Below are 23,897 nucleotides of genomic sequence, written 5' to 3'. Positions count from 1 at the left end.
CGCTACCGCAGAGTGTCGAGGCCGGTGGTATCAATCGTGATGCCATCGGCCGGGGGCGGTAGAGTTTGGCCGGGTAGGGCGCGTTCGAGTTGTTTGCGCCGATTCCAGGGGGCTGTGGTTCGCCGGGCCATGTCGATCGTGATCAGAACGACAATAAGCACGAAGGCGATAAAAATGATGATAAAGATGCGACGGTTACGGTTCATACAGGTGGTATGCGACTACAGGCAAGCGGTTGGCTTCTTAGTGACGAATCGTTATTCAACGTTTTGTCAACTATAAAACCAAAAACGATAAACCAAAAACTCTATTAATCATGGAGTTGTTTGGGTGCAATCTGAAAAGCGAGCGTTCCGGTGCGCCCCGAAACCTCGGCCCAGTTTAATTCCTCGAACGTAACGGCTACAACGGCCCCTTTGCTCATGGAGCCAACCGACTGATGGGTCAGGTACTCTGAGAAGTAGGAAACGTCGGGGTTGTGCCCGAAAATCATTACCGACTCACACGATTGGGGCAGGGCATTCACAACCGCCAGATAGGCTCGCGGGCCCCCGTCGAAAAGGTGTTCGTCGAGTTGAATGGTCTCGGGGTCGATGCCCAGTTGTTCGGCAAAAACCTTGGCTGTATCGCGGGCGCGGTTGGCCGTACTGCTTATCAGTACATCGGGCTTAATACCCTGTTGCCGTAGGTGCCGACCCATGCGGGCAGCCGCCATGATACCATCCGAAGTAAGGTCGCGGTCGTGGTCGCGCAGGTAAGGGCTGTGGTCTTCGGCTTTGGCGTGCCGAACAATATAAAGAGTACGCTGCATGGAGAAGAGGGGTGTCTCGGCAACTTAACCCGAAACGAGCCGTAAAGATAGCGGGTAAACCGGTCAGAATAGCCTAAACATTAGGGTTTAGGCGCGTTCTGAAGCCGCATTCCGGTGATATTCCAGCAGGTTTGGGTGGGCGTGTCTTTGCATTCAAACATAGCAAACTGTTCCACCGCGTCGGGGAGCCGTTCGAAGTAAAGCACAAAATCGACCCGCTCATGACCGCGTACCGTTTGGGTATTGGGTGATAGCGGTATCCCGGTTGCTTTCACTAGCTTATAGGTGTCGCGGCTGTTGAACGGCATGAGTACGGCCCCCGACTGAATCGAAATTTCGGACGTAGCCGAGCTGTAGGTGTAATCGCGGCCGCGTGGATCGCCGAGCGAAAACGTCAGGTACAGTACCGTGTAGCTGCTGGTTTGGCGGATGTCGGTGAGCCGGATGTTCGGGTCGTTGGTTTGGCCCAGCCCGTTGATAGGGTCGGGCAGGAGTTTCCGGCGGCCCACCTCCGCGGCCGAAACCCCCGGCGAGTAGTACTCAGCCTCATCGACGGGTGCGGGCGGGCCGGGCAGCGCCCGGTTGCGGGCGCAGGCACCCATCAAAAGACCGAACAGGATACAGCACAGGAGCTTCATGGCAGGGGTTGCGTACAACGGCACAACGGTTTGTTTCACCTAATTTACAACGGAGGTACGGATAGTAAACGGTAGCTGTTCGTCTTTTTTTTGTGTGGCCCGGTATGCCCCGTATTGGATGTCCGGCAACGAGAATTTTGGCCAAAAAGACGGTGTTCTCCTGTTTATCGTTGTACTTTGTAAAAACCTCATAGATTCCCAACCATGCAGATTGGATTCGTTGGCCTTGGCAAGATGGGCTATAATCTTGTCGTAAACCTGTTGCGGCATAAGCACGAAGTCGTTGGTTTTGATATTAATCCCGAGTTAGTTACAGCAATCAAGGGCGAAGGAGCCACAGGCGTAAACTCGTACGAAGAGTTGTTTAGCACGCTGCCCAGCCCCCGGGTTATCTGGCTGATGATCCCGGCTGGCCCCCTTATTGATAAAGTACTCGATCAGTTGTTGACCGCTGGTCTGTCGGCGGGCGATATCGTGATTGATGGTGGCAATTCGCATTATCAGGATACGCTCCGGCGGTACGAACTGCTCAAAGCCAGCGGGGTTTCGTACGTCGATTGCGGCACAAGTGGCGGGGTAAGCGGTGCCCTCAACGGAGCCTGTACCATGGTCGGTGGAGATCCCGAGGCTGTTGGTAAACTCGACGATGTATTTCGGGAAATTTCGGTGGAGAACGGGTACCTGTACACGGGCCCGGCCGGTAGCGGTCACTTCACCAAAATGGTACACAACGGTATCGAGTACGGTATGATGCAATCCATTGCCGAGGGGTTTGAGGTGTTGGAGAAGAGCCCTTTCCCGTTCGATTACGAAGCCGTAGCCCGGCTCTGGAACAACGGGTCGGTGATTCGGAGCTGGCTCATGGAGCTGACCGAGAACGCCTTTAAGAAAGACGCCAAACTGGAAGGTATCAAAGGGCGTATGTTCTCATCCGGCGAAGGCAAATGGACCCTCGAAACGGCGCTCAACCTCGGTGTACCCACCCCGGTAATTGCCCTGTCGCTGATGATGCGGTACCGCTCACTGCAGGACGATACCTTCACGGGGAAAGTAGTAGCTGCTCTGCGCAATGAATTTGGCGGGCACGCGGTAGTGAAAGCGGAATAAACGCCCGTTTTAATATAATACTGTGAAAAAGGTTACCAGCTCCATCGAATGATGTACGCTGGTAACCTTTTTGTTTACGTATATATACGGTACAGTTTGTGCTTATATTGACCCATGCTAATTCTATTTTTACCAAATAGTAAAAAACATAGTTGTTTTAAGATTTAAGATAGTAGGGTAGCTCATCAGACTACTTTAACAGGTGTTTAATATTAAGCATTTTGCATGTATGGAAACACCCTTTACTCCTAATGTGGCGCCCCCGACTCGGAGGGACAAACCACCCTTTATGAGGTTACGTACTATCTTTTCGAACGTAACGCTCCTACTTTTGATGCTCTGCTCTGTGGGTGCTATGGCCCAGTCGAAAGTTACCGGAAAGGTAATTGACGATGAGGGACAAGCTCTACCCGGTGTGAGTGTGGTACTGAAAGGTACAACAACCGGCTCGGTGACCGATGCCAACGGCGGTTACTCGCTAAACGTGTCGGACCGGAACAGCACGCTGGTGTTCTCGTACATTGGCTACGTTAGCCAGGAGGTACCTATCAACGGTCAAACGACTGTAAACATCACAATGGCGACGGATACCAAGTCGCTCAACGAAGTGGTAGTGGTAGGTTACGGTACGCAGCGCAAAGAAACCGTAACCGGTTCGGTAGTGTCGGTGAAAGGGTCTGATCTGGTTAAGTCGCCAACCGTGAACCTTTCCAACTCTATAGCGGGGCGGCTGCCGGGTGTTGTTGCGGTGAACCGAAGTGGTGAACCTGGCTACGACGGGTCAGCTATTCGTATCCGGGGCACCAACACCATCGGTAACAATAATGCCCTGGTTGTGGTGGATGGTATTCCGGCGCGGGCAGGTGGTCTGGACCGTATCAACCCCAACGACATTGAGAACATCTCCGTTCTGAAAGATGCCTCGGCCGCTATTTATGGGTCGCGGGCTGCTAACGGGGTTATTCTGATTACCACCAAGCGCGGCAAAACGGGTAAGCCCCAACTGTCGTACTCGTTCAACCAGGGTTTCTCGCAGCCAACGGTTATTCCTAAGCTGGCTAATGCCGCTCAATACGCCGAAATGCTCAATGACCTGAACATTTATGAGCTGCCAGTTTCAGAGTGGGCGGCTGCCAACCAGGCCTATAAATCAACGGGTTCGTTCACCCGGCCTAACGGGTCGGTACGGACGGCTCCTTACTCCCCTGCCGACATCACTAAATACCGAGACGGTTCGGACCCCTGGCGTTATCCAGATACCGACTGGTATGCGGCAACCCTCAAAAACTGGTCGCCCCAGCAGCAGCATAATTTGCAGGTGACAGGTGGCACCGAAGATTTCAAATACCTGGCTTCGCTGGGTTATCAGAATCAGGATGCCTACTACAAACAATCGGCTACGGGCTACAAGCAATATGATATGCGGGTTAACCTGGACGCCAATATCAACAAGTACATCCACGTAGCCGTTGGGTTACTGGGTCGTCGGGAGTTCCGTTTCTACCCAACTCGTGGGGCTGGGGCTATTTTCCGGATGCAGATGCGTGGTAAGCCTAATCAGCCCGCTTTCTGGCCCGATGGTCGGCCCGGCCCGGATATTGAAAACGGCGAAAACCCGGTTGTGATCACTACCAATGCTACTGGCTATGACCGTGATAAGCAGGATTATTTCCAGTCGAATGGGCAGGTGGATTTTAAAGTTCCTGGTATTGAGGGCCTGAAGTTCAGCGGTACAGCGGCTATCGACAATCGGCAGCGGAACCGGCGGCTCTGGCAAACTCCCTGGACACTTTATCAACTCGGTTCCGGCAACGACGCCAATGGTAACCCAAATCTGGTACCCAGCCTACGTGGCCCTGCTGAGCCAAACTTAAACGTTTATGGTGAAACACAGTTGAACATACTGCTCGGTGGTATTGGTACGTACGAACGGAAGTTTGGCGATCATGGCATGACCGTTCTGGCGGGGGTGAACCGCGAAACTGTTCAGGGTGATAACGTGCAGGCTTTCCGGCGGTACTTTATCTCGCCAGCCATTGATCAGTTGTTTGCTGGGGGCGACCTGGAGCGCAACGGAACCGGTGGAGCCTACAACCGGGCGCGGATCAACTACTTCGGACGGGTGGCCTATAACTACAAAGAAAAATACCTGGCCGAGTTTCTGTGGCGGTATGATGGCTCCGACATCTTCCCCGAAGCTACCCGCTACGGTTTCTTCCCTGGCTTTATGGCGGGTTGGGTGATTTCTGAAGAAGGTTTCTGGAAAAATGCCGTGCCATCGGTCAACTACCTGAAGTTGCGGGGATCGTGGGGGCAGTTAGGAAACGATCAGATCTACCTGCCTAATACCGAAACGCTGGCTACCTACCAGTATCTGGCCACCTACGGCTTCAATACGTATATTATCAACAATGCCCCCCAAACTACCTTGTCGGAAGCTCGTATTCCGAACCCAACCATTACGTGGGAGGTGGCCAACAACATGAATATTGGTCTGGAAGGGCAGTTCCTGAACGGGAAATTCAGCTTTGAGTTCGACTACTTCAATAACTTGCGGACCTCAATTCTGTTTCCGCGTAATGCGTCTATTCCTCGCTCCACTGGCCTCACTCTGCCGCCCGAAAACATCGGAAAGCTTCGTAACCGGGGCTTTGATGCGCAGATTACCTACAACGGCCAACAGGGTGGCCTGAAGTATTCGGTAGCTCTGAACGGCGGTTACGCTCAGAACAAAATCCTGTTCTGGGACGAAGCCCCCGGTGCGCCCGAGTGGCAGCGGACCACGGGTCGGGCCTTGAACTCCTACCTGGTGTACGAATACGACGGCGTGTTTAAAGATCAGGCCGAAATTGATGCCAATAAGATCGATTATACCGCCATTGTGAAAACGCTCCGCCCCGGCGATATGAAATATAAAGACTATAACGGCGACGGTAAAATCACACCCGACGATCAGTATCGGCTCGAGCGCACTAACCTGCCTTTGTTCCAGGGCGGTATGAACATTACAGCCTCTTACCGGAACTTCGACCTGACCATTCTGTTCCAGGGTTCGGCAGGCGCACGTCAGTACATCAGCCTGGGCGAGTCGGGTAATATTGGTAACTACCTCCGGGAGTTCTACACGAATCGCTGGACCATCGACAACCCCAGCAGCGTACACCCGCGCATTGCCAACCGGAGTGATCAGTACTTCTCCAACGGGAATACGTACTGGCTGCGTTCGGCTGATTATATCCGGTTGAAAAACCTTGAGCTGGGCTACACCATCCCCGAAGCCCTGGGTCGCCGGGTAGGCCTGAACAACCTGCGGGTCTATGCCAACGCACTGAACTTAGCTAATATAATCAACAAATTGGGCTCGTTCGATCCAGAATCGTCCAACGCGACAGGGCAGTACTACCCACAGGCTCGTGTGATCAATTTTGGTGCCTCGCTACGATTCTAATTCCTCATTCAAGATGATACGTAACGTTAAAACGATAGCTCTCACCCTGTTAATTGGTGGTTTGACCATAACGGGCTGTAACGATAGTTTTGTAAATACCCAACCCCTCGATCAGGTGTCGGGGACGGCTGTCTGGTCCGATGCGGCCCTGGCCGAAGCCTTTATCACCGGTATTTATGCGGGTCTGGGACAGGGAGGCTTTGATGAGCAGCAGCTGGCTTCGCTCACCGACGAAACACAGTTTACGCACCCCGGTCGCAACATTACCACGATTACCGAGTCGCGCTCGAACCCGGCTGATCAGGGATGGATCAACAACACCATCGAGTGGAATCAGATGTATCTGCGAATTCGGGCCTGTAACCTGGCGCTGGAGAATCTGGCTAAACCCGGCTTTGCCAATACCAACAATATTGTAGAGCGGCTCACCGGCGAAGCCAAGTTTATGCGGGCTTATTATTACCACCAACTGGTACGGTATTATGGTGGTGTACCCATTGTGGATGAGACGTATAAGCTCGGGGAAGCCGACTATACGGCGCCCCGTAACACGATGGAGGAGTGTATTAACTTCATTGTGAAGGATTGCGACGATGCCGCTGCTCTGCTTAAGGGTCGGACAATGGCACTGGGCCGGGCCAACGAAGGGGCCGCCCTGGCTCTGAAGGCCCGTATCCTGACCTATGCCGCCAGTGATCTCTACGATGTGGCTACGGCAAAGGCCAAGTCGAGTGCACACGCTGCCTTTTCTAAACCCGAATTACTGGGATATGTGAGTGGTAGCCGCACTGAGCGCTGGACTAAAGCCCGCAATGCTGCCAAAGCTGTGCTGGACCTGCCGAATTTTGGCTCCCAGATGAACCTGGCGGCTCCGGTAACGCCTGCCGTGGGTACGGAAAACTACATGAACATCGCCCTGGCCCGCAACGGGGGCGAGAGAGATATCATCTTCTCTCGCTTGTTTACGAACATCAAGCAGGAAAATGGTGGTCGTCAGGGGCTTTTCAACGGACCCAATGGCTACAACAACTGGGCCGGTAACACGCCTATTCAGCAGCTGGTGGATGACTACGAAATGATGGATGGAACCCGGTTTAGCTGGACCAATTCGACCCACGCCAGTGCTCCCTATGCCAACCGCGACCCCCGTTTCTACGGATCTATTCTGTACGATGGAGCGCAGTGGAAACCCCGTTCGGCGGCCAATGCTGCGCGTGACCCACTCGGACAAATTCAGACCGGCCGGTACGAAGTCGTGAACGCGTCGGGCGCCAAGGTTACGCACTTCGGATTGGATACGCGCAATAGCCCCATTGAGGACTGGAACGGTAGCTACACCGGCTACTACATGCGTAAGTTCATCGACCCCAACCCGGCTATTGTCGATCAAAACACCTGGCAGCAAATTCCGTGGCCATTTTTGCGCTACACCGAGGCAGTCTTCAACTATGCCGAAGCCTGTATCGAGTTAGGGCAGGATGCTGAAGCCCGCACCTGGCTGAACAAAATCCGGTTCCGGGCCGGTATGCCTGCCCTGACGGAGTCGGGCGATGCCCTTCGGCAGCGTATGCGCAACGAAAAACGCATCGAAATGGCGTTTGAAGAACAACGCTACCACGATGCCCGGCGCTGGATGATTGCCCCCACTACGCTCGGCCGGAAAGTGCAGTGGATTGCTATTACGGGTACACTCAAACCTGGTAAAACCGTTTCGCTCTACCGGTATGATCCAACCAGCTACGATTACACATATCGGGTTGCAGAAGGAGACCCTGGTAAAGAAAACCGTGCCTGGTCTGATAAGATGTACTTCCTGCCCATTAACCGCGACGAAATGAACCGGAACAACAAGCTGGTTCAGAACCCCGGATACTAGCGTTGGTTTAATGTAATTCACAATCAAGGTTGGAATAGTGCTTATCCCCGTTGGTCGACGCCGAACCGACGGGGATTTTTTGTAAATTTCTGGTTCATTTACCTGTTCTAATGGCCTTACGTACCCGTTTCCTTTTTCCGTATTCGCTCATGGCGCTCCTGCTGTCGGCCTGTGGGCAATCGAGTGAATCGACCGAATCAAAACCCGACGCTCAGCCCGCCGGACCTCCGCTCTTTACGGCCCTCTCACCCGATCAGACGGGCGTTACCTTTGCCAATAACCTGAGCGAAGGCCTCAACACCAACGTGCTCATGTACGAGTACTTCTACAACGGGGGCGGGGTGGCCGTGGGCGACCTCAACGGCGATGGCCTGCAGGATATTTATTTCAGCGGCAACATGGTGCCCAACCAGTTGTACCTCAACCGGGGCGGCATGAAATTTACCGACGTGACCTCGGCCGCGGGGGTGGCCGGGCGCGAAGGGCCCTGGCGCACGGGTGTCTCGATGGCCGATGTGAACGGGGATGGTCGTCTCGATATTTTTGTGTGTTACTCCGGTAGTCTGCGCCCTGAAAAACGGACGCCCCAGCTGTTTATCAACGAGGGCCCCGATGCGCAGGGCGTTCCCCGGTTTACGGACCAAACGGCCCAGTTTGGTCTCGATAAACCCGCTCAGTCGACGCAGGGTACTTTTTTTGATTACGACCGTGATGGCGACCTCGATCTGTTGCTGCTCAACCATAACCCCAAGTCGCTGCCGGTACTCGACAAAGCAACTACATCGGTGTTGCTGAGCGAATCGAACCCCGAAATCGGCCTGCGGCTCTTCGAAAACCGACGCCAGAAATTTGTTGATATAACCCCCGGTTCGGGCCTGAGCAGTTCAGTGCTGAGCTACGGCCTGGGTGCCGGTGTGTCGGACATCAACGGCGATGGCTGGCCCGATATTTACGTTTCCAACGACTATGCTGTGCCGGATTACCTTTACCTGAACACGGCCGGAAAAGGTGGGGCCGCGTTTCGGGATGTGCTGGGCAAAAGCCTCGGTCATACCTCCAATTTCTCGATGGGTAATGACGTCGCTGACATAAACAACGATGCCCGCCCCGACCTGATGACGCTCGATATGCTTCCCGAAGACAATCGGCGGCAGAAGTTGCTCATGGCACCCGACAATTACGAAAAATTTGCCTTTGGCGTAGAGTCGGGGTTTCATCATCAGTACATGCGCAACATGCTGCACATTAACGAAGGCGGGGCGACGCCCGTCTTCCGGGAGGTGGGCCAACTGGCTGGCGTGTCGAACACCGACTGGAGCTGGGCTCCGCTTTTTGCCGATTACGACAACGATGGCTGGAAAGACCTGTTTGTTTCCAACGGGTACGTGCGCGATTACACCAATCTCGATTTTCTGAAGTACATGGCCGATTTTATGCAAAACCGGCCAACTGATGTGCAGCGTAACGATGTACTTGAGCTGGTGCACCAGATGCCCTCGTCGAACGTAACGAACTATCTGTTTCGAAACCAGATGGGCGACGGGCGCGAGTCTGAACCTGCTTTTGCGAGTATGGGTGCCGCTGGGGGCATGAATCAGCCTTCCAACAGTACCGGCGCGGCCTACGCCGACCTCGACAATGATGGTGACCTGGATCTGGTGGTCAATAACACCAACCAGCCAGCCTTCATTTTTCAAAACGACGCCAACCGGCTCCACAAACGTCATTATCTGGCGTTTGCGTTGCAGGGAAGTGGGGCCAACACCCAGGGTGTAGGGGCTAAAGTGACGGTGTATCAGGGCGGTCGGCCGCAATTGGTCGAGCAAATGCCCACGCGCGGCTTCCAGTCGAGTGTGTCGCCCCGGTTGCATGTGGGGCTGGGTGCTACCGCTACCGTCGACTCGGTGCGGGTGGTGTGGCCTACGGGCAAAACCCAGCTCCTGACGAGTGTCAAAGCCGACCAAATCCTTACCCTCCGTGAAGCTGATGCAAAGGCCACATTCCGGCCCACGGCCGCACCGGCTTCGTTGTATCGGGAGCTGCCTGCGGCTGTCAACCACGCGTACCCGGCTGTTACGGTCAATGATTTTAAGCGGCAACCGTTGCTCGTCAACGCGCAATCGTATGCGGGACCGTGCCTGGCCAAAGCCGACGTGGATGGCGATGGGCGCGAGGATGTGTATGCGGGCGGTAGTGCCGGGCAGCCAGGAGTGTTGCTCATGCAGCAGGCCAACGGCTCGTTCACGAAAAAGGCTCAGCCCGCTTTTGCTACCGATAAAGCCTGTGAAGACACCGACGCCCTGTTTTTTGATGCCAATGGCGACCGTTTTCCCGATCTGTACGTATGTAGCGGTGGCTATGGCGACTTGCAACCCGGCACCGACCCGCGCCTGGACGACCGGCTGTACCTGAACGATGGCAAAGGCAATTTTACCAAACAACCTGCGGCTTTGCCCAATCTGCGCACCAGCACGAGCTGTGTGCGGGTGGCCGATGTGAACAACGACGGTCGGCCCGACCTCTTTGTGGGTGGGCGTGTAGTACCGGGCCGTTATCCCGAAACACCCCGGTCGTTTTTGCTCATCAATGCCGGGGACGGAGCCAGCCCGCGCTTTGTGGACCAGACGAAGCAAATGGCTCCTTTGCTCGAAAAAATCGGGATGGTTACCGACGCGGCCTGGGCCGACCTCAACGGCGACCGTACCCCCGAACTGGTACTCGTGGGCGAGTGGATGCCCGTAACCGTGCTGACCTGGTCGGGCGGGAAGCTGGTGGATCAGACCACTACGTTTCTGGGTAAACAATACCGGGGCTGGTGGAACAAACTCACTGTCGACGACCTGAACGGCGATGGGCGCCCTGATCTGGCGGTGGGCAATCTGGGCCTGAACACGCAATGCCGGGCCACCGACCGCGAACCGGCTGAGCTGGTCTACAAAGATTTTGATGATAATGGTACCCTCGATCCGGTGCTGTGTTTGTTCGTACAAGGCAAAGCGTACCCCCACGCCACACGCGACGAGCTACTTGATCAGATGGCGATGCTCCGTAAGCGGTTTACAACCTACGATAGCTACGCCAACGCGACACTTACTGACGTGTTTTCGGCCGAGGAGCTGCAAAACGCGCAGAAACTGACCGCCAATGAGTTTCGGTCGATGCTGTTTGTGAGTGCGGGGGCGGGCAAACTAACGGCCACGCCGTTACCCATGGCCGCTCAGGCGTCGCCGGTGTTTACGCTGACCCCGGTCGATTTTGACAAGGACGGCCGCAAAGATTTGTTCGTAGCGGGCAATACCTACCAGACCCGGTTGCGGTTCGGGCGGGCCGATGCCAACCGGGGGCTGTTGCTCCGGGGCGATGGCAAAGGCAATTTTACGGCGGTGCCGCAACAGCAGGCCGGGTTCGATCTGCGGGGCGATGTGCGTGCTGTGGTACCCATGGGTGATCGTTTGCTGATTGGAGTCAACAGTCAGCCGTTACGGATGTATGGGCTGAGTACGCGTTGATAAAACCGGGCTTACTTCTTCCGAAAGGTCATGGCATACTGACCATTGACGAGCAGCGTGAGCCGATCTTTACCAATCCGAAAGAGCGATGATTGATCGAGGGCGGTCAGAAAATCGGTTTCAAACGTACCGGGGGCTGTTCGGCGGGTAGTTGTTTTAGGGATAAGATCCAGGTGGTCGCCCTCGGCATCAATAGCCCCTTTGATTTTGTTCCAGCCAGTGGAGCCCACCAATTTGTGCCCCGCCAGGTCGATTTCCAGATAGGGCAGTTGCTTGTCGCCAAACTGATCGGGGCGCAGGCGCTGCCCTTTAAACGTTTCGAGCACCCAAGCGCCATTGAGCCGGTCGCTACCCTTGATAAACGCCCCGCAGCCGGTAAACCGTTTACCGTTGGCATCAATCCGAACCGTGTACGCGTAGTCGCGTTTGCTGACCGGGTCGCGGCAGGCAATGGGCTCAATGTACACCTTTAGCCGCGACACTTTAGGAGCAACATTGCGGCTCGCGGCTGTTCGGCGCGTGTTGGATGCGTACACGGGCGTCGCTTTCGCGTCGAGCACTACACCCATGGTTTTACCCATAGGTTGCGGTTTGGGGATGGGCGTGAGCAACTGAGGCCCGTCGAACGACTGGAACAGCATCTGTTTCGAGAAGTCGATGTCGAGCCGCCAGCCAATAGTGGTGGCGGCCGGGGCGGTGCCCATAGCTACGAAATCGATGCCCTGCCGCCGTTTATCGGCCCAGTCGATGGCTTCGGAGAGGGTGGCTCGCGTAGCTTTTTCGGCCGATTCGCCCGTAGACGTTGGCCGCCGACAGCCGGAGGAAGTCAGCAACACGATCCAGAATAAAAAGAAAACGAGCGAAAGGGGTAAGCGAGTTAATCGGTTACTCATGCCGACATGCGTTGGTTTTGTGGTAATAAAACAACGTATGTCGGCTTAGAATAGTATTTCTGTAGGATAGTGTTGAGGTAAGCATTAATAGTTAGGAGGTAAGAGTTTGGAGTTGCCTATTCGCTTACCCCAAACCTTACCTCCTAAATGGTAATCTTCTTTCTACAGGTTATTTTTCTTCATTTCCCGAACGGCGTAGTCGACGGCGCGGGCGGTCAGGGCCATGTAGGTGAGCGAGGGATTCACGCACGACGATGAGGTCATGCAGGCTCCGTCGGTCACAAACACGTTTTTGACGGCGTGCATCTGATTCCATCCGTTCAGAATAGACGTTTTGGGGTCGCGTCCCATCCGGGCGGTGCCCATTTCGTGAATGGCCATTCCCGGCGCACTTTGGTTGTTGTACGCCCGAATGTTTTTGAGCCCGGCGGCTTCGAGCATTTCTGCAGCATCGTTCATCATGTCGATCTGCATTTTCTTCTCGTTCTCGCGGAATTCAGCGTTGAAAACCATCGTGGGCAAGCCCCATTTGTCGGTTTTGTTGCGGTCGAGCGTGACCTGGTTGCTGGCGTAGGGCAGGCACTCGCCAAAGCCACCAAGGCCCATGGTCCACTCGCCCGGCTGGGTCATTTTCTCTTTCATATCGGCCCCAAACCCTTCGGCCCCTTCGTTGCGGGTCCGGGCCGCCCGGCCCTGATACCCAAAGCCGCGCAGATAATCCCGTTTGTCGTTGCCGATGTTGCGGTAACGCGGCACATAGATGCCATTGGCCCGCCGACCGTAGTAGTAGCTGTCCTGGAAGCCGTCGTACGTACCCGACGCGCCCACCCGGAAGTGGTGGTCCATCAGGTTCTGGCCCAACACTCCGCTATCGTTGCCGAGCCCGTTGGGGAACCGCTTCGAGATCGAGTTGAGCAAAACAAAGGTAGTTCCCAGCGTAGAGCCGTTGACAAACACCAGTTTAGCGTAAAACTCCATGCTTTCGCCCGTTTGCGAGTCAATCACACGCACGCCTTTGGCCCGGCCCTTCTGCTCATCGTACAGTACTTCGGCCACAATAGAGTGGGGGCGTAGCGTCAGTCGGCCTGTTTTCTGGGCTGCGGGCAGCGTAGCCGCCTGGGTGCTGAAATAGCCGCCAAAGGGACAGCCCCGGCTACACAGGTTTCGGAACTGGCAGCTGGCACGGCCCAGGCCGGTATGCAGTTTTTGGGCATTGGTCAGATTAGCTACCCGCCCGATGGTCATCACCCGCTCACCTTTGTAGGTGGACTTTATGGCCGAGGCCACGTGTTTTTCGAGGCAGTTCATCTGCATCGCGGGCATAAAATCGCTGTCGGGCAGTTGGGGCAGGTTCAGTTTTTCACCACTGATCCCCACAAATTTCTCCACGTAGCTGTACCAGGGGGCAATGTCTTTGTAGCGAATGGGCCAATCGACGGCGATGCCTTCTTTGGCGTTGGCCTCAAAGTCGAGGTCGCTCCAGCGGTATGTTTGCCGCCCCCACATAATCGACTTGCCCCCCACAATGTCGGGCCGGAACCAATCGAACCGTTTGGTTTCGGTATAGGGTGAGTCAGTATCGTTGATCCAGTATTGAGCGTTGGCTTCCTGAAAAATGGTGTCGCGGCTCAGGTAGGGGTGTGCCTTAATCTGCTCGTTGGTCAGTTTACCCCGGTGCGGCATTTCCCAGGGGTCTTTCATGGCCGACTCGTAGCCGGTGACGTGTTCGAGGGGTTTGCCCCGGTCGAGCATCAGCACGCGCAGGCCTTTTTCGGTGAGTTCTTTGGCGGCATAGCCCCCACTGACGCCAGAGCCAACCACGATGGCGTCGAAAGTTTGGGGAGGAGCGATAATGTGCATGTATGAGGGGGAGAAAAACTTGAATCAGCTTGTATTACACCAAGAAACACGAAAATACTCGGTATCTAATCGGATTCCATGAACAGAGTCACGAATTAAACAGACCTTTTGCGGGCGAGGGGGCCGGGCGGAAATCGGGCGTACGGCTGAAAGGCGTAGACAGGGCTTTTTTTGCCCCAATCGCGCCGGTTTCTTTGTAACTTGCGGCTTCGTTCAAAATCACTTCACTATGACCAAATCACTATGGACACTGGCTCTGGTAGCCAGTCTTGCCGGTAGCGTACAGGCTCAAATTCGGACTCCACAAGCCAGCCCAATGGCTACGGTTTCGCAGGGTATCGGCCTCACTAAAGCCACAGTTGAATACAGCCGCCCGGCCCTGAAAGGCCGCAAAATGTTTGGCGATCAGGTACCCTACGGCAAAGTATGGCGCACCGGGGCCAACATGGCCACCAAGCTTACCCTCGACGACGAAATGAGCGTGAACGGAAAAGCGGTACCGGCGGGTAGCTATGCCCTCTTTACCATTCCCGGCCAAAACGAGTGGACCATCATTCTGAATAAGAACACCAAGGCGTTTGGCGCGTTCGATTACAAAGAAGCTGAGGATGTGCTGCGCTTTACCGTGAAGCCCGAAAAACTGAGCACACCGGCCGAATATTTTACGGTTGAATTTACCGACTTTACACCGACTACCGCCAACCTGGCCATGCGCTGGGAAAACGTGCAGGTGAAATTCCAGCTGAAGCAGGACCCCGATGCTCAGATCATGGCCCAGATCGACGCAGAAGTAAGCAAGCCGGATGCCAAACCGGGGGTATTTTCGGCCGCGGCCAACTACTACTACGATACCAACCGTGACCTGAACAAGGCCCGCGCCTGGGCCGATAAGGTGGTTGAGGCCGACAAAAAATACTGGACATACTTCCTGCGGGGTAAGATTGCCGCCAAGCAGGGCGACTGCAAAACCGCCCGGGCCGATGCCGAGGCTGGCCTGAAAATGGCGCAGGAGGCTGGCGACGATGCGTACATTAAAAACCACAAGGGGATTTTGGCTACGTGCAAGTAAGCAGCCGATAGCCAAACGTACCCGCTATTGACTAACTGAATTAAAACTATATCTTTGGTAGACGGCAATGGGCTAAGTCCTGTTGCCGTTCTTTATTTATAAGTATTCCCTTAGCCTTCAAGCATATGCGTACACTCGGCCCCATCAGCGATCCTGGATTTGTGCAGCCTGCCTACACTCGTTTCGACCGATTCTGGCTCCAATTCATCAAAGACGAGCGCGATTTACCATTTATCTATCTAACGCTCCGGATCGTGGCGGTGCTGATGCCGATGGCGGTACTCCTGTACATGCCGTTTCTGACCGGATGGGCCTGGGGCGTGGTGGCGGTGCTGTATTTTTATCTGAATAATCTGGTGTTTAAGGGCCCGTTTGGACTCATGCTGCATTGCACGAGCCACCGGCCGCTCTTCAAGCCTGAGTACAAAAACGCGTACTACTTCTGGACCTGGGTTATGGCCCCGCTCTTTGGCAATACCCCCGAAACGTATTACAGCCACCACCTGGGGATGCACCATGCCGAAAACAACGTGGCCCCCGACGAGAGTACAACGATGCCGTATCAGCGCGATAGTGTGCGGAGTTTTCTGGCTTATTTTTTGGACTTCTTCTTCTTCGGTGTGCTTGAGCTACTGGCGTACCTGCGCCGGAAAAACCGCATGAAACTGCTGTATCGGGCCTTGCTGGGCGAATTGAGTTTTTATGCCCTCTGTATCGGGTTGTCGTTTGTCAATTTCCCGGCTACGGTGGTGGTGTTTATCCTGCCTTTTTTCATGTTCCGGCTTATTACCATGCTCGGCAACTGGACCCAACACGCCTTTGTGTGCCCCACCGAACCGCTGAACCCGTACAAGAACAGCATTACCTGTATCAACGTCAAATACAACCACAAGTGCTGGAATGATGGCTACCACATCAGCCACCACTACCGGCCCGGCCTACACTGGACCGAACACCCCGCCTTTTTTCTGAAAACGGTCGATAAGTATGCTCAGAACAAAGCTATTGTGTTCGATCGGCTCGATTTTCTGGGCGTGTTTTATAACCTGATGCGCAAGCGGTACGATGTTCTGGCCAGCCACGTAGTCAACATCAACGGGGCCTTTTCGAGCCAGGAAGAAATTGAAGCGCTACTCCGCCACCGGACACAACGTATTAAAGATGAGCCCACTATCGTGATGCAGCCCGCAGCCGCGGTGTCGTAAGCCCGTTGCCTTTCTTTCCCGAACATTCGCCCGAAAGGGCCGGTTAAGCGTCATGTACACAATCACTCGTGTCATGGCGCTCAACGTTTTATCCTACCTCACTGAACAATTTTCGCCCTCGGTTGTCGACCAACTGAGCCAACATCTGAACGAGACCCCCGCCCACGTGCAGAAAGCAGTTGGCGGTACGTTGCCTGCCCTGTTGGGTGGTCTGGCAAGCCGGGTCGGGCAGGGCGGAGCCGATGATATAATCGATCTGCTCAAAAAGGGAACCTACAGCAAAGAAACTACGCCTATTGATGCTTCACAGGTAGTGGATACCCGCGAAGAAACGGGGCAGGCCGTAGCCAACGGCCGCACCTTCATTAATGGCATTCTGGGTGATAATGCTCCCCGTATTGCCGAACATATTGCGCAGTATAGCGGAGTACAACCGGCGTCGGCTCTGTCTATCATGAGTCTGGCGGGCTCGGTACTCATGGGTGTGCTGGGTCGGCAACAGCACGAGCAGGGGCTATCAGACCTGAACCTGAAATCGCTCCTGCTGGGCCAAACCGACATCGTCAGGGGGGCTTTGCCCGTGGGGCTGTCGGGCGTGGCCGGGTTGCTGGGGCTCGATGCCTTGCGTACACCCACCGGGGGGCCAACCGAGGTACAGGGCGCTGACCATTTTAGTGGAACCCCGCTCAATCCGAACATTCCGAAAAGTACCGATGGTGAACGCCAACGCGAAAACGTGCGGTGGCTGCGTTGGGCCATGTTTGCTCTGGCCGCTCTGGTCATCGCGTTGATTGTGCAAAAGTGCCGTGAGCCGCAAAACGGTGTCGATGGTGTGTACACCGATACCACGCGCCGGGCCGAACCCGACGCTGTAGAAGACACGACAGCCTCGACTCTGCAGAATATTGAAGATGCTAACGGGCAGACAAGCGACTCCACGGTACCCGGTGCGCTGGGTATCCGAACGCCTGTGCAACTACCGGGTGGTCGGCAAATTAACGTGGCCGAGAGGTCGTTCAACGCGAACCTGGCCGCGTTTATGGCGAGTAAAGATCGCTCAACTCCGCGGACGTTCCGGTTTGACAATCTGACGTTCGAGACCGGTTCTGCCCGAATTACAACGGACTCGCGCTCGAACCTCAACGATCTGATTCAGATCATGCAAGCCTACCCGACATTGTCGATCCGGGTAGAGGGACATACCGATAATACCGGCAACGGACAGACCAATCAAAAGCTGTCGCTCGACCGGGCCAATGCTGTTCGGGCGGCCTTGACCGAGGCTGGTATTGAGGCCACCCGAATTGTGACGCAGGGGTTTGGGTCAAGCAAGCCCGTTGCCAGTAACAACACCGAAGAGGGGCGCGGGCAAAACCGCCGAATCGACGTGATTGTAACAAAAGTGTAATGGAGTGCCGAGTTGAAATAAAATGGATAGTGAACAATGTAAAATGTATAATGAACGGGCTGATTGGCAACAGGTAATCTAATTATTCATTGTGCATTTTACATTGTTCATTCACTTTAAACAACCTGATTATGAAGAAGAGAAATGGATCGGTTTGGGCCCTGACGCTGATGACCGTAGTTGTGATGGCGAGTTGTGGAGAACGGAAAACGGAAAGTGGCAGCACAACGGCCAATTCGGATTCCATGTCGGCGGTTGAGCAGGGTAATACGCCCGTCATGGGCATGCAGGGCGATACCGCCAACAGCAGCACAACGGGACCTACGCAGGCTCCACCCGACAGCGCCGATGGCGGGGCTATTGTGCCAGCTAACGTCAATGTAAGAAAAGAGTAAATGGAATTCTTAAACAATAAAAAGCCCTGTACGCCAGTTCTCGTACAGGGCTTTTTAGGTTTGAAGCCGTTTCGGATTGAAATAGGCTAACTAAAGGGACAAAGGTGTTTACGTTTTAATGTTCCTTAATGGGGTATTAATGTACATTTGAATTTGTTTTTCTGTTCATACTCTTACTCAACACATATGCGTAAACTGTACTTAAGTTGCTTTATTTTAATTTTCCGAGGTTGGGCGCTGTTCCGGCTGGCTTGTTTCATGAGCCTCGTGTGCGTTTTGGGCACACAGCCCGGTCTGGCGCAGTCGGGGGGAGACCCACCTAAAAAACGTCCCCGAGCCGATTCCGTGCCGTTTTGCGGGACGCCCTCGCTCCCCGACGACCAACGGCAGGCTCTTGAACGACAGGTTCAGTTTGCACTGGCGATCAAAAAAGCCTCCGGGCAAGCCAATACAGGCATTACATACGTGCCTATTAGACCCCACATACTTCAACAGACCAACGGGGCAGGGGGGATGAGTCTGAGTAGCCTGAACAATGTGTTGGCCCGTACAAACCGGTTTTACCTGAACAACGGTAGTGGCATCCAGTTTTATTTCTGCGGAATCACGCCCGATTATATTCAGAATACAACCCTGTACAATGGCTTTCCACGGGCCAACGAGTCGAGCGTGAATGGCCGCGATGCGAACAATGCCCTCAACGTGTATTTCATCAATCTCTTCGACGAATCACGTTTGCTGGGTTACGCTTATTTTCCGGAAAATACCCTGCAATCGACCCGTGCTTTTATTCGGACCGGGGGCCTTGCCGACCGATACATCAGCGATTATATTCTGAACCATGAGCTGGGGCACACGTTCAACCTCTACCATACCTTTGAGCGCACGTACGGCACCGAACTCGTTACCCGGAGCACAGGGGCTAACTGTAGTACAGCGGGTGATTTTTTGTGCGATACCCCCGCCGATCCGCTCAACCTGCCCGGCTCGGCGAGTGATTTTGTGAACGGCTGCGAGGTGTACACGGGGACCGCAACCGACGCGAACGGAGAAACCTATTCGCCCCAGACAAGCAACATCATGTCGTACTACGAAGGGTGTAATGTGTTTTTCACGGGCGATCAGTACGCGCGGATTCAGGGAGGGCTGGCAACCCGGCAAACGGCCACAACATACAGCCTCAACTGCGCCCCGACGGTAGTGGCTGCCCCATCGGGCGTGAGTGCCAGCCCGCTTGCTACGGGTGGTATTCTGCTGGGTTGGCAAGACAATGGCACCAACGAGCTGGGCTACATCATTGAGCGCTCACCAACTGCAGATGGCCTGTTTGTGCCCATTGGCGGAGTTGCCCCCAACAGTACCTCGTACCGCGACATGTCCGTCAGCACAAACTCGGCCTATTGGTACCGGATTCGCCCATCCAACAGCACCACTGGGGGCATTTCGGCGGTGGTGTCGGCAACAGCGGGGGCTACATACTGCCAGCCAACGTTTAGTGTCGGCTGTACCGACGAGGACGGTCTCAATAGCTTTACACTTAATGGCGTAACCATGAGCAGCAACTCGGGTTGTTCGCCCACGGGGGTAACGTCATTTCCGGGGCCCGCTCCGGCCGTGACGGCGGGTCAGGCGGTGAGTGTGGCGGGTGGGTTTTTGGGAAGTACGTTTTTTGAAGGAGTGAAGATATGGGCGGACCTCAACCGCAACGCCGTTTTCGACTCCACCGAAGTTGTCTACTCCACTCCGCAGACAGTAACCTCGGGTTTTTCGGGTAGTCTAACCATTCCGGCGAGTACATCGGCTGGCTCGCTGATGCTACGTGTGATGGTTACATACGCTGATATTCCGACCGATCCCTGTGGAACCTATCAATACGGCGAGGCCGAAGATTACGTGATCAGCGTGACAGCTCCGGTTTGTACAACGCTCATATCCATCAAAGCCGGAAACTGGAATGACCCAACGGTTTGGTCGTGCAACCGGGTGCCGGTGGCGGGCGATGCGGTTGATATTCGTCATACCGTAACTGTACCGGCCAACGCCCTGGTACTGGGTCAGAAAATACAGTATTCGGCAGGGGGGAAGCTCGTTATGACTGCTGGTAGCCGACTCCAACTGGCACCCCGCCCCCCCGAAAGCTGACACGGTGCCCGCCGGGGCCGTGTCTTTGCCCCTCGCGTGCTATCTTTGTCGCTTACTTTTTTAACCTGGTTGCTATGTTTGTTGACGCCATTGAGCGTGTCGAACCGTTTACCCGCCCGTTACAATCCATCATTCGGCTGTATGGACACAGCGAAGTGGTGCCCGGTAGCGCAACCCTTTTCTTTGTGAACGAAGATGGGTGTGCCATTACTTGTAAGCACGTTGCTGAGCTGATTGTGCGCGCCGACGATATCTACAAACACTACCTCAATTTCCAGTCGGACCGGCGCAAGTTGCCGCGCGACCGGCACTACTCCGAACACCTGCGCTTGCTGGAAGACCGCTACAAGCTACAGGCCGAGAGTATTGTTCGGCTGCGCAACAACTTTCACGGCTGTGTCGACCGAATGCAGAAGATTCATATCGATATGCACCCGGTGTACGACCTGGCCCTGATTCGGTTTGAGGGATACACCCAAACCCTGTACCAGTCGCACGCGGTATTTGCCAGAGACACGTCGTACATAAAACCCGGCCGAAGTTTGTGCCGGTTGGGCTTCCCGTTTCCCGACTTTACCAATTTCCGCTACAACGCCCAGCTCGACGATATTGAGTGGACCGAGAGCGGCCGGGCCGAATCGGTACGGTTTCCGATCGACGGGATTGTGACGCGCCTGATTGCCGACCCCGACGGCACCATTTCGGGGGTCGAAATGAGTACGCCCGGCCTGCGCGGACAAAGTGGAGGTCCACTTTTCGATGTGCGCGGGCTTATCTGCGGCATGCAGTCGGCAACCCGTCACCTGCACCTCGGTTTCGACATCGAAGACCGTGAGGTACTGGTTAATAACCGCAAAACGAAAGTCTCAAACTACCCTTTTCTGAACGTGGGACTGTGTGTCCATGCGGATGTCATCAAGCGGTTTTTGCGCGATAAGGGCGTACGATTTTATGAGGCTTAACGTATCTTTGACTAACCGTACTATTGAACCAACTGCATGATTAGCCAAACAACCTCCCGACAGCAAGCCCTGACCGAGTCAGCCATCTCGCTGCTCAAACAGCTGATTGCTACTCCTTCGTTTAGCCGGGAGGAAGACAAAACGGCCCTCCTGATCGAGCAGTTTCTGACTGATCAGTCAATTCCGTTTCGTCGGAAGAAAAATAACCTTTGGGCCTACAATCAGTATTTTGATCCGGCCAAACCAACGCTGCTGCTCAACTCCCATCACGATACCGTAAAGCCCAATCCGTCGTGGACACTCGACCCGTTTGAGCCGCTGGTACAGGATGAAAAACTGTACGGTCTGGGCTCCAATGATGCGGGTGGCTGTCTGGTGTCGTTGCTGGCTACCTTCTGCTATTTCTACGACCGCTCCGACCTGCAATACAACATGGTAATGGCTGCTACGGCCGAAGAAGAAATTTCGGGCCGAGAGGGGCTGGAAATGATTGTCGACGATCTGCCACCCATCAGCTTTGCCATTGTGGGTGAGCCTACCGAAATGCAATTGGCCGTTGCCGAAAAGGGGTTGCTTGTGATCGACTGCACGGCCCACGGCCGGTCGGGGCATGCCGCCCGTAACGAAGGCGAAAATGCCATTTACAAGGCCATTCAGGACATTAACTGGCTCACCACGTACCAGTTTCCGAAAGTGTCGCCCACGCTCGGCCCGATCAAGATGTCGGTAACGATTATCAATGCCGGTACGCAGCACAACGTAGTGCCCGATGCCTGTACGTTTACCGTCGACATCCGCGTGACGGAACAGTACACCCTCGAAGAAATCATTGAAACGATTCGGCAGCATATCAGCTCCGAGGTGAAACCCCGCTCAATCCGGCTGAAACCGTCGAGTATTCCGGTTGAGCACCCGATTGTACAGGCCGGGCTGGCTATGGGCCGAACCACCTACGGTTCACCCACCACTTCTGACCAGGCGCTGCTTAACTGCCCCTCGCTCAAGTGTGGCCCCGGTCATTCGGGACGGTCACACACGGCCAACGAGTTTATCTACCTGCGCGAAATTGAACAGGGCGTGAAGGGATACATCGCTATGTTGGAGCAGGTGGTGAGCAATGGCTAAGGCGTAGAGAACAATGGATAATGAATAGTGAATTGTGAATAATAGGCTGAGGCATGTATGTACCCGGCAGGCCATTATCCATTATTCATTGCTCATTATTCATTGAAAACTTACTCTTCCCGCACTTCCACCCGTACCGTGTCGATTCGGGTGCCGTCCATTGACTCGACGGTGAATATGAAAGGGGACATTTCGATGCGCTCGCCTACTGAGGGGAGGTCTTCGTTAAGCGCCAGAATCAGGCCACCGAGGGTATCGTACCGGGCCGATGGCTGATCGCCTTCCGGAATATCCCAGCCGTACTGCTCATTGAGGTACGCAATCTCATGGCGGGCACTCAGCAGGTAGGTATTTTCGTCGATTTGGCGTTCGGTCCAGTCCTCGTTGGTATCAAACTCATCCTGAATTTCGCCGAAGATCTGCTCAACAATATCTTCGATGGTGATCAGACCGGCCGTTCCGCCAAACTCATCCACCACCAGGGCAAGACTTTTACGTTCGCTCGTAAACCGCAGGAGCAGATCCTGAGCGGGCATGGTTTCGGGGACGGTGACAATGGGCGTCAGTATGCTCTCGATAGTGGCAGGCTTGCCAAACAGGGCAAGCGCGTGGCAATACCCAATCACATCGTCGATACTCTCGCGGTACACCAGAATTTTGGAGTGGCCGCTGTCCTGAAACGCCCGGCGCAGATCGTCGATACTATCGTCGACTTCAACGGCCGTTATTTCCCGACGTGGGATGAGGCAATCCCGTACCCGCACATCCCGAAACTCAATCGCATTATTGAAAATCCGGGTATCTACGTCGACCTCATCTTCGGTGGGAGTACGCTCCGAGGTTCGGTGATGAGCCTGTTGCAGATATTGGTTCAGGTCGGTAAGACCGAAAACCGGGCGAATTTCGTCTTGTTTTTGCCGAAGCACGTACCGGTTAAACAAGCGGGCCGTACTCACCAGTATGCGCACAATGGGGGCAATGGCCTGATAAATGACCCAAAGCGGCACAGCCAGGCGTTCGAGAAAGGCATCCGGGTGAATCAGGGCGAGGCTCTTGGGCAGGTAGTCGGCAACGGGCATGAAAACCACCGTCAGAATTACCGTTTCGAGGGCAATGACCACAAACGGGTTGTCGTACTGATCGGGGAGCGCCTGAAGGAGTAGGGGATGCAGAGCCGTGACACCCAGCACGGCATATAAAACCAGAAATAACGTATTGCCGACCAGCGTAGTCCCCACAAACAGAATTGGCTTTTTGAGAAACTGAGACACCAGTTTTTCGGCCAGAGGCCCCTGCTTGCTGTGCAACTCAAAATAAACCCGGTTGACGGATAGGTACGCCGTTTCGACGGCCGAGAAGAAGCCGGCCAAAACTAATGCCAGAAAAGCACCAAGGAGAAGGAGCATCGTTTACAACGAACAGTGAACAATGATCAACGAACAATGAGCA

At 54.7% G+C, this 23,897-nt stretch carries 17 protein-coding genes; 11 read left to right on the top strand and 6 right to left on the bottom strand.

What is annotated here, in order from left to right; genetic code table 11:
- Positions 1 to 2: 2 nt before the first annotated feature.
- The 3 genes from RUDLU_RS0107690 to RUDLU_RS0107680 all read right to left on the bottom strand — a co-directional run bounded on the left by RUDLU_RS0107690 (position 3) and on the right by RUDLU_RS0107680 (position 1,488).
- A complete protein-coding gene (locus RUDLU_RS0107690; protein WP_019987783.1) occupies positions 3 to 206 on the bottom strand; it encodes a hypothetical protein in 204 nt (67 codons plus the stop codon).
- 104 nt (positions 207 to 310) lie between these two features.
- The gene (locus RUDLU_RS0107685; protein WP_019987782.1) at positions 311 to 811 is read right to left on the bottom strand and encodes a SixA phosphatase family protein; all 501 of its coding nucleotides are present in this window, start codon (positions 809 to 811) and stop codon (positions 311 to 313) included.
- Positions 812 to 891: 80 nt separating this feature from the next.
- Entirely contained in the window at positions 892 to 1,488 is a 597-nt protein-coding gene (locus tag RUDLU_RS0107680; RefSeq protein WP_211220200.1) for a hypothetical protein, read from the bottom strand.
- A gap of 165 nt (positions 1,489 to 1,653) precedes the next feature.
- Here RUDLU_RS0107680 and gnd point away from each other — a divergent pair, with 165 nt between their 5' ends.
- The 4 genes from gnd to RUDLU_RS0107660 all read left to right on the top strand — a co-directional run bounded on the left by gnd (position 1,654) and on the right by RUDLU_RS0107660 (position 11,389).
- Entirely contained in the window at positions 1,654 to 2,556 is a 903-nt protein-coding gene (gene gnd, locus RUDLU_RS0107675; protein ID WP_019987780.1) for a phosphogluconate dehydrogenase (NAD(+)-dependent, decarboxylating), read from the top strand.
- 289 nt (positions 2,557 to 2,845) lie between these two features.
- Positions 2,846 to 6,004: a SusC/RagA family TonB-linked outer membrane protein gene (locus RUDLU_RS0107670; RefSeq protein WP_027302862.1), complete on the top strand. Its 3,159-nt coding sequence runs from the start codon at positions 2,846 to 2,848 to the stop codon at positions 6,002 to 6,004.
- A gap of 13 nt (positions 6,005 to 6,017) precedes the next feature.
- On the top strand, positions 6,018 to 7,880 hold the full coding sequence (locus RUDLU_RS0107665; protein WP_027302861.1) for a RagB/SusD family nutrient uptake outer membrane protein: 1,863 nt from the start codon (positions 6,018 to 6,020) through the stop codon (positions 7,878 to 7,880).
- Between the two features lie 110 nt (positions 7,881 to 7,990).
- Positions 7,991 to 11,389, top strand: a complete 3,399-nt coding sequence (locus RUDLU_RS0107660) for a VCBS repeat-containing protein (protein WP_044129375.1) — start codon at positions 7,991 to 7,993, stop codon at positions 11,387 to 11,389.
- Positions 11,390 to 11,400: 11 nt separating this feature from the next.
- Here the strand turns inward: RUDLU_RS0107660 and RUDLU_RS28685 are convergent, their stop codons facing one another.
- Complete coding sequence (locus RUDLU_RS28685; protein WP_019987776.1) at positions 11,401 to 12,282, bottom strand: META domain-containing protein; 882 nt, start codon at positions 12,280 to 12,282, stop codon at positions 11,401 to 11,403.
- Between the two features lie 162 nt (positions 12,283 to 12,444).
- Positions 12,445 to 14,142: a GMC oxidoreductase gene (locus RUDLU_RS0107650; RefSeq protein ID WP_019987775.1), complete on the bottom strand. Its 1,698-nt coding sequence runs from the start codon at positions 14,140 to 14,142 to the stop codon at positions 12,445 to 12,447.
- A 229-nt stretch (positions 14,143 to 14,371) separates the two neighbouring features.
- Here RUDLU_RS0107650 and RUDLU_RS0107640 point away from each other — a divergent pair, with 229 nt between their 5' ends.
- The 7 genes from RUDLU_RS0107640 to RUDLU_RS0107610 all read left to right on the top strand — a co-directional run bounded on the left by RUDLU_RS0107640 (position 14,372) and on the right by RUDLU_RS0107610 (position 22,448).
- A complete protein-coding gene (locus RUDLU_RS0107640; protein WP_019987773.1) occupies positions 14,372 to 15,211 on the top strand; it encodes a DUF2911 domain-containing protein in 840 nt (279 codons plus the stop codon).
- A 125-nt stretch (positions 15,212 to 15,336) separates the two neighbouring features.
- Complete coding sequence (locus RUDLU_RS0107635; RefSeq protein ID WP_019987772.1) at positions 15,337 to 16,416, top strand: fatty acid desaturase family protein; 1,080 nt, start codon at positions 15,337 to 15,339, stop codon at positions 16,414 to 16,416.
- Positions 16,417 to 16,468: 52 nt separating this feature from the next.
- The gene (locus RUDLU_RS0107630; protein WP_245581639.1) at positions 16,469 to 17,824 is read left to right on the top strand and encodes an OmpA family protein; all 1,356 of its coding nucleotides are present in this window, start codon (positions 16,469 to 16,471) and stop codon (positions 17,822 to 17,824) included.
- 131 nt (positions 17,825 to 17,955) lie between these two features.
- On the top strand, positions 17,956 to 18,219 hold the full coding sequence (locus RUDLU_RS0107625) for a hypothetical protein (protein ID WP_019987770.1): 264 nt from the start codon (positions 17,956 to 17,958) through the stop codon (positions 18,217 to 18,219).
- A 276-nt stretch (positions 18,220 to 18,495) separates the two neighbouring features.
- Complete coding sequence (locus RUDLU_RS27100; RefSeq protein ID WP_211220199.1) at positions 18,496 to 20,361, top strand: GEVED domain-containing protein; 1,866 nt, start codon at positions 18,496 to 18,498, stop codon at positions 20,359 to 20,361.
- A 74-nt stretch (positions 20,362 to 20,435) separates the two neighbouring features.
- Positions 20,436 to 21,323, top strand: a complete 888-nt coding sequence (locus RUDLU_RS0107615) for a trypsin-like peptidase domain-containing protein (protein ID WP_019987768.1) — start codon at positions 20,436 to 20,438, stop codon at positions 21,321 to 21,323.
- A 36-nt stretch (positions 21,324 to 21,359) separates the two neighbouring features.
- Positions 21,360 to 22,448 (top strand): M20 family metallo-hydrolase, encoded by a 1,089-nt coding sequence (locus RUDLU_RS0107610; protein ID WP_019987767.1) that lies wholly within the window; start codon positions 21,360 to 21,362, stop codon positions 22,446 to 22,448.
- Positions 22,449 to 22,558: 110 nt separating this feature from the next.
- Here RUDLU_RS0107610 and RUDLU_RS0107605 read toward each other — a convergent pair whose 3' ends face one another.
- Positions 22,559 to 23,854, bottom strand: coding sequence for a hemolysin family protein (locus RUDLU_RS0107605; RefSeq protein WP_019987766.1), 1,296 nt, complete (start codon positions 23,852 to 23,854; stop codon positions 22,559 to 22,561).
- Between the last annotated feature and the right edge of the window lie 43 nt (positions 23,855 to 23,897).

This window comes from Rudanella lutea DSM 19387 (assembly GCF_000383955.1).
In the GTDB taxonomy this organism is placed as follows: Bacteria; Bacteroidota; Bacteroidia; order Cytophagales; family Spirosomataceae; genus Rudanella; species Rudanella lutea.
Note: the sequence above shows the minus strand (reverse complement) of the source record. Positions and strands in the feature narration are given on the sequence as shown.

What these genes read in the sequence shown, in the direction of transcription:
- RUDLU_RS0107690 (WP_019987783.1), bottom strand. Translation starts at nt 206, where the DNA reads ATGAACCGTAACCGTCGCATCTTTATCATCATTTTTATCGCCTTCGTG.
- RUDLU_RS0107685 (WP_019987782.1), bottom strand. Translation starts at nt 811, where the DNA reads ATGCAGCGTACTCTTTATATTGTTCGGCACGCCAAAGCCGAAGACCAC.
- gnd (WP_019987780.1), top strand. Translation starts at nt 1,654, where the DNA reads ATGCAGATTGGATTCGTTGGCCTTGGCAAGATGGGCTATAATCTTGTC.
- RUDLU_RS0107670 (WP_027302862.1), top strand. Translation starts at nt 2,846, where the DNA reads ATGAGGTTACGTACTATCTTTTCGAACGTAACGCTCCTACTTTTGATG.
- RUDLU_RS0107665 (WP_027302861.1), top strand. Translation starts at nt 6,018, where the DNA reads ATGATACGTAACGTTAAAACGATAGCTCTCACCCTGTTAATTGGTGGT.
- RUDLU_RS0107660 (WP_044129375.1), top strand. Translation starts at nt 7,991, where the DNA reads ATGGCCTTACGTACCCGTTTCCTTTTTCCGTATTCGCTCATGGCGCTC.
- RUDLU_RS28685 (WP_019987776.1), bottom strand. Translation starts at nt 12,282, where the DNA reads ATGAGTAACCGATTAACTCGCTTACCCCTTTCGCTCGTTTTCTTTTTA.
- RUDLU_RS0107650 (WP_019987775.1), bottom strand. Translation starts at nt 14,142, where the DNA reads ATGCACATTATCGCTCCTCCCCAAACTTTCGACGCCATCGTGGTTGGC.
- RUDLU_RS0107640 (WP_019987773.1), top strand. Translation starts at nt 14,372, where the DNA reads ATGACCAAATCACTATGGACACTGGCTCTGGTAGCCAGTCTTGCCGGT.
- RUDLU_RS0107635 (WP_019987772.1), top strand. Translation starts at nt 15,337, where the DNA reads ATGCGTACACTCGGCCCCATCAGCGATCCTGGATTTGTGCAGCCTGCC.
- RUDLU_RS0107630 (WP_245581639.1), top strand. Translation starts at nt 16,469, where the DNA reads ATGTACACAATCACTCGTGTCATGGCGCTCAACGTTTTATCCTACCTC.
- RUDLU_RS0107625 (WP_019987770.1), top strand. Translation starts at nt 17,956, where the DNA reads ATGAAGAAGAGAAATGGATCGGTTTGGGCCCTGACGCTGATGACCGTA.
- RUDLU_RS0107615 (WP_019987768.1), top strand. Translation starts at nt 20,436, where the DNA reads ATGTTTGTTGACGCCATTGAGCGTGTCGAACCGTTTACCCGCCCGTTA.
- RUDLU_RS0107610 (WP_019987767.1), top strand. Translation starts at nt 21,360, where the DNA reads ATGATTAGCCAAACAACCTCCCGACAGCAAGCCCTGACCGAGTCAGCC.
- RUDLU_RS0107605 (WP_019987766.1), bottom strand. Translation starts at nt 23,854, where the DNA reads ATGCTCCTTCTCCTTGGTGCTTTTCTGGCATTAGTTTTGGCCGGCTTC.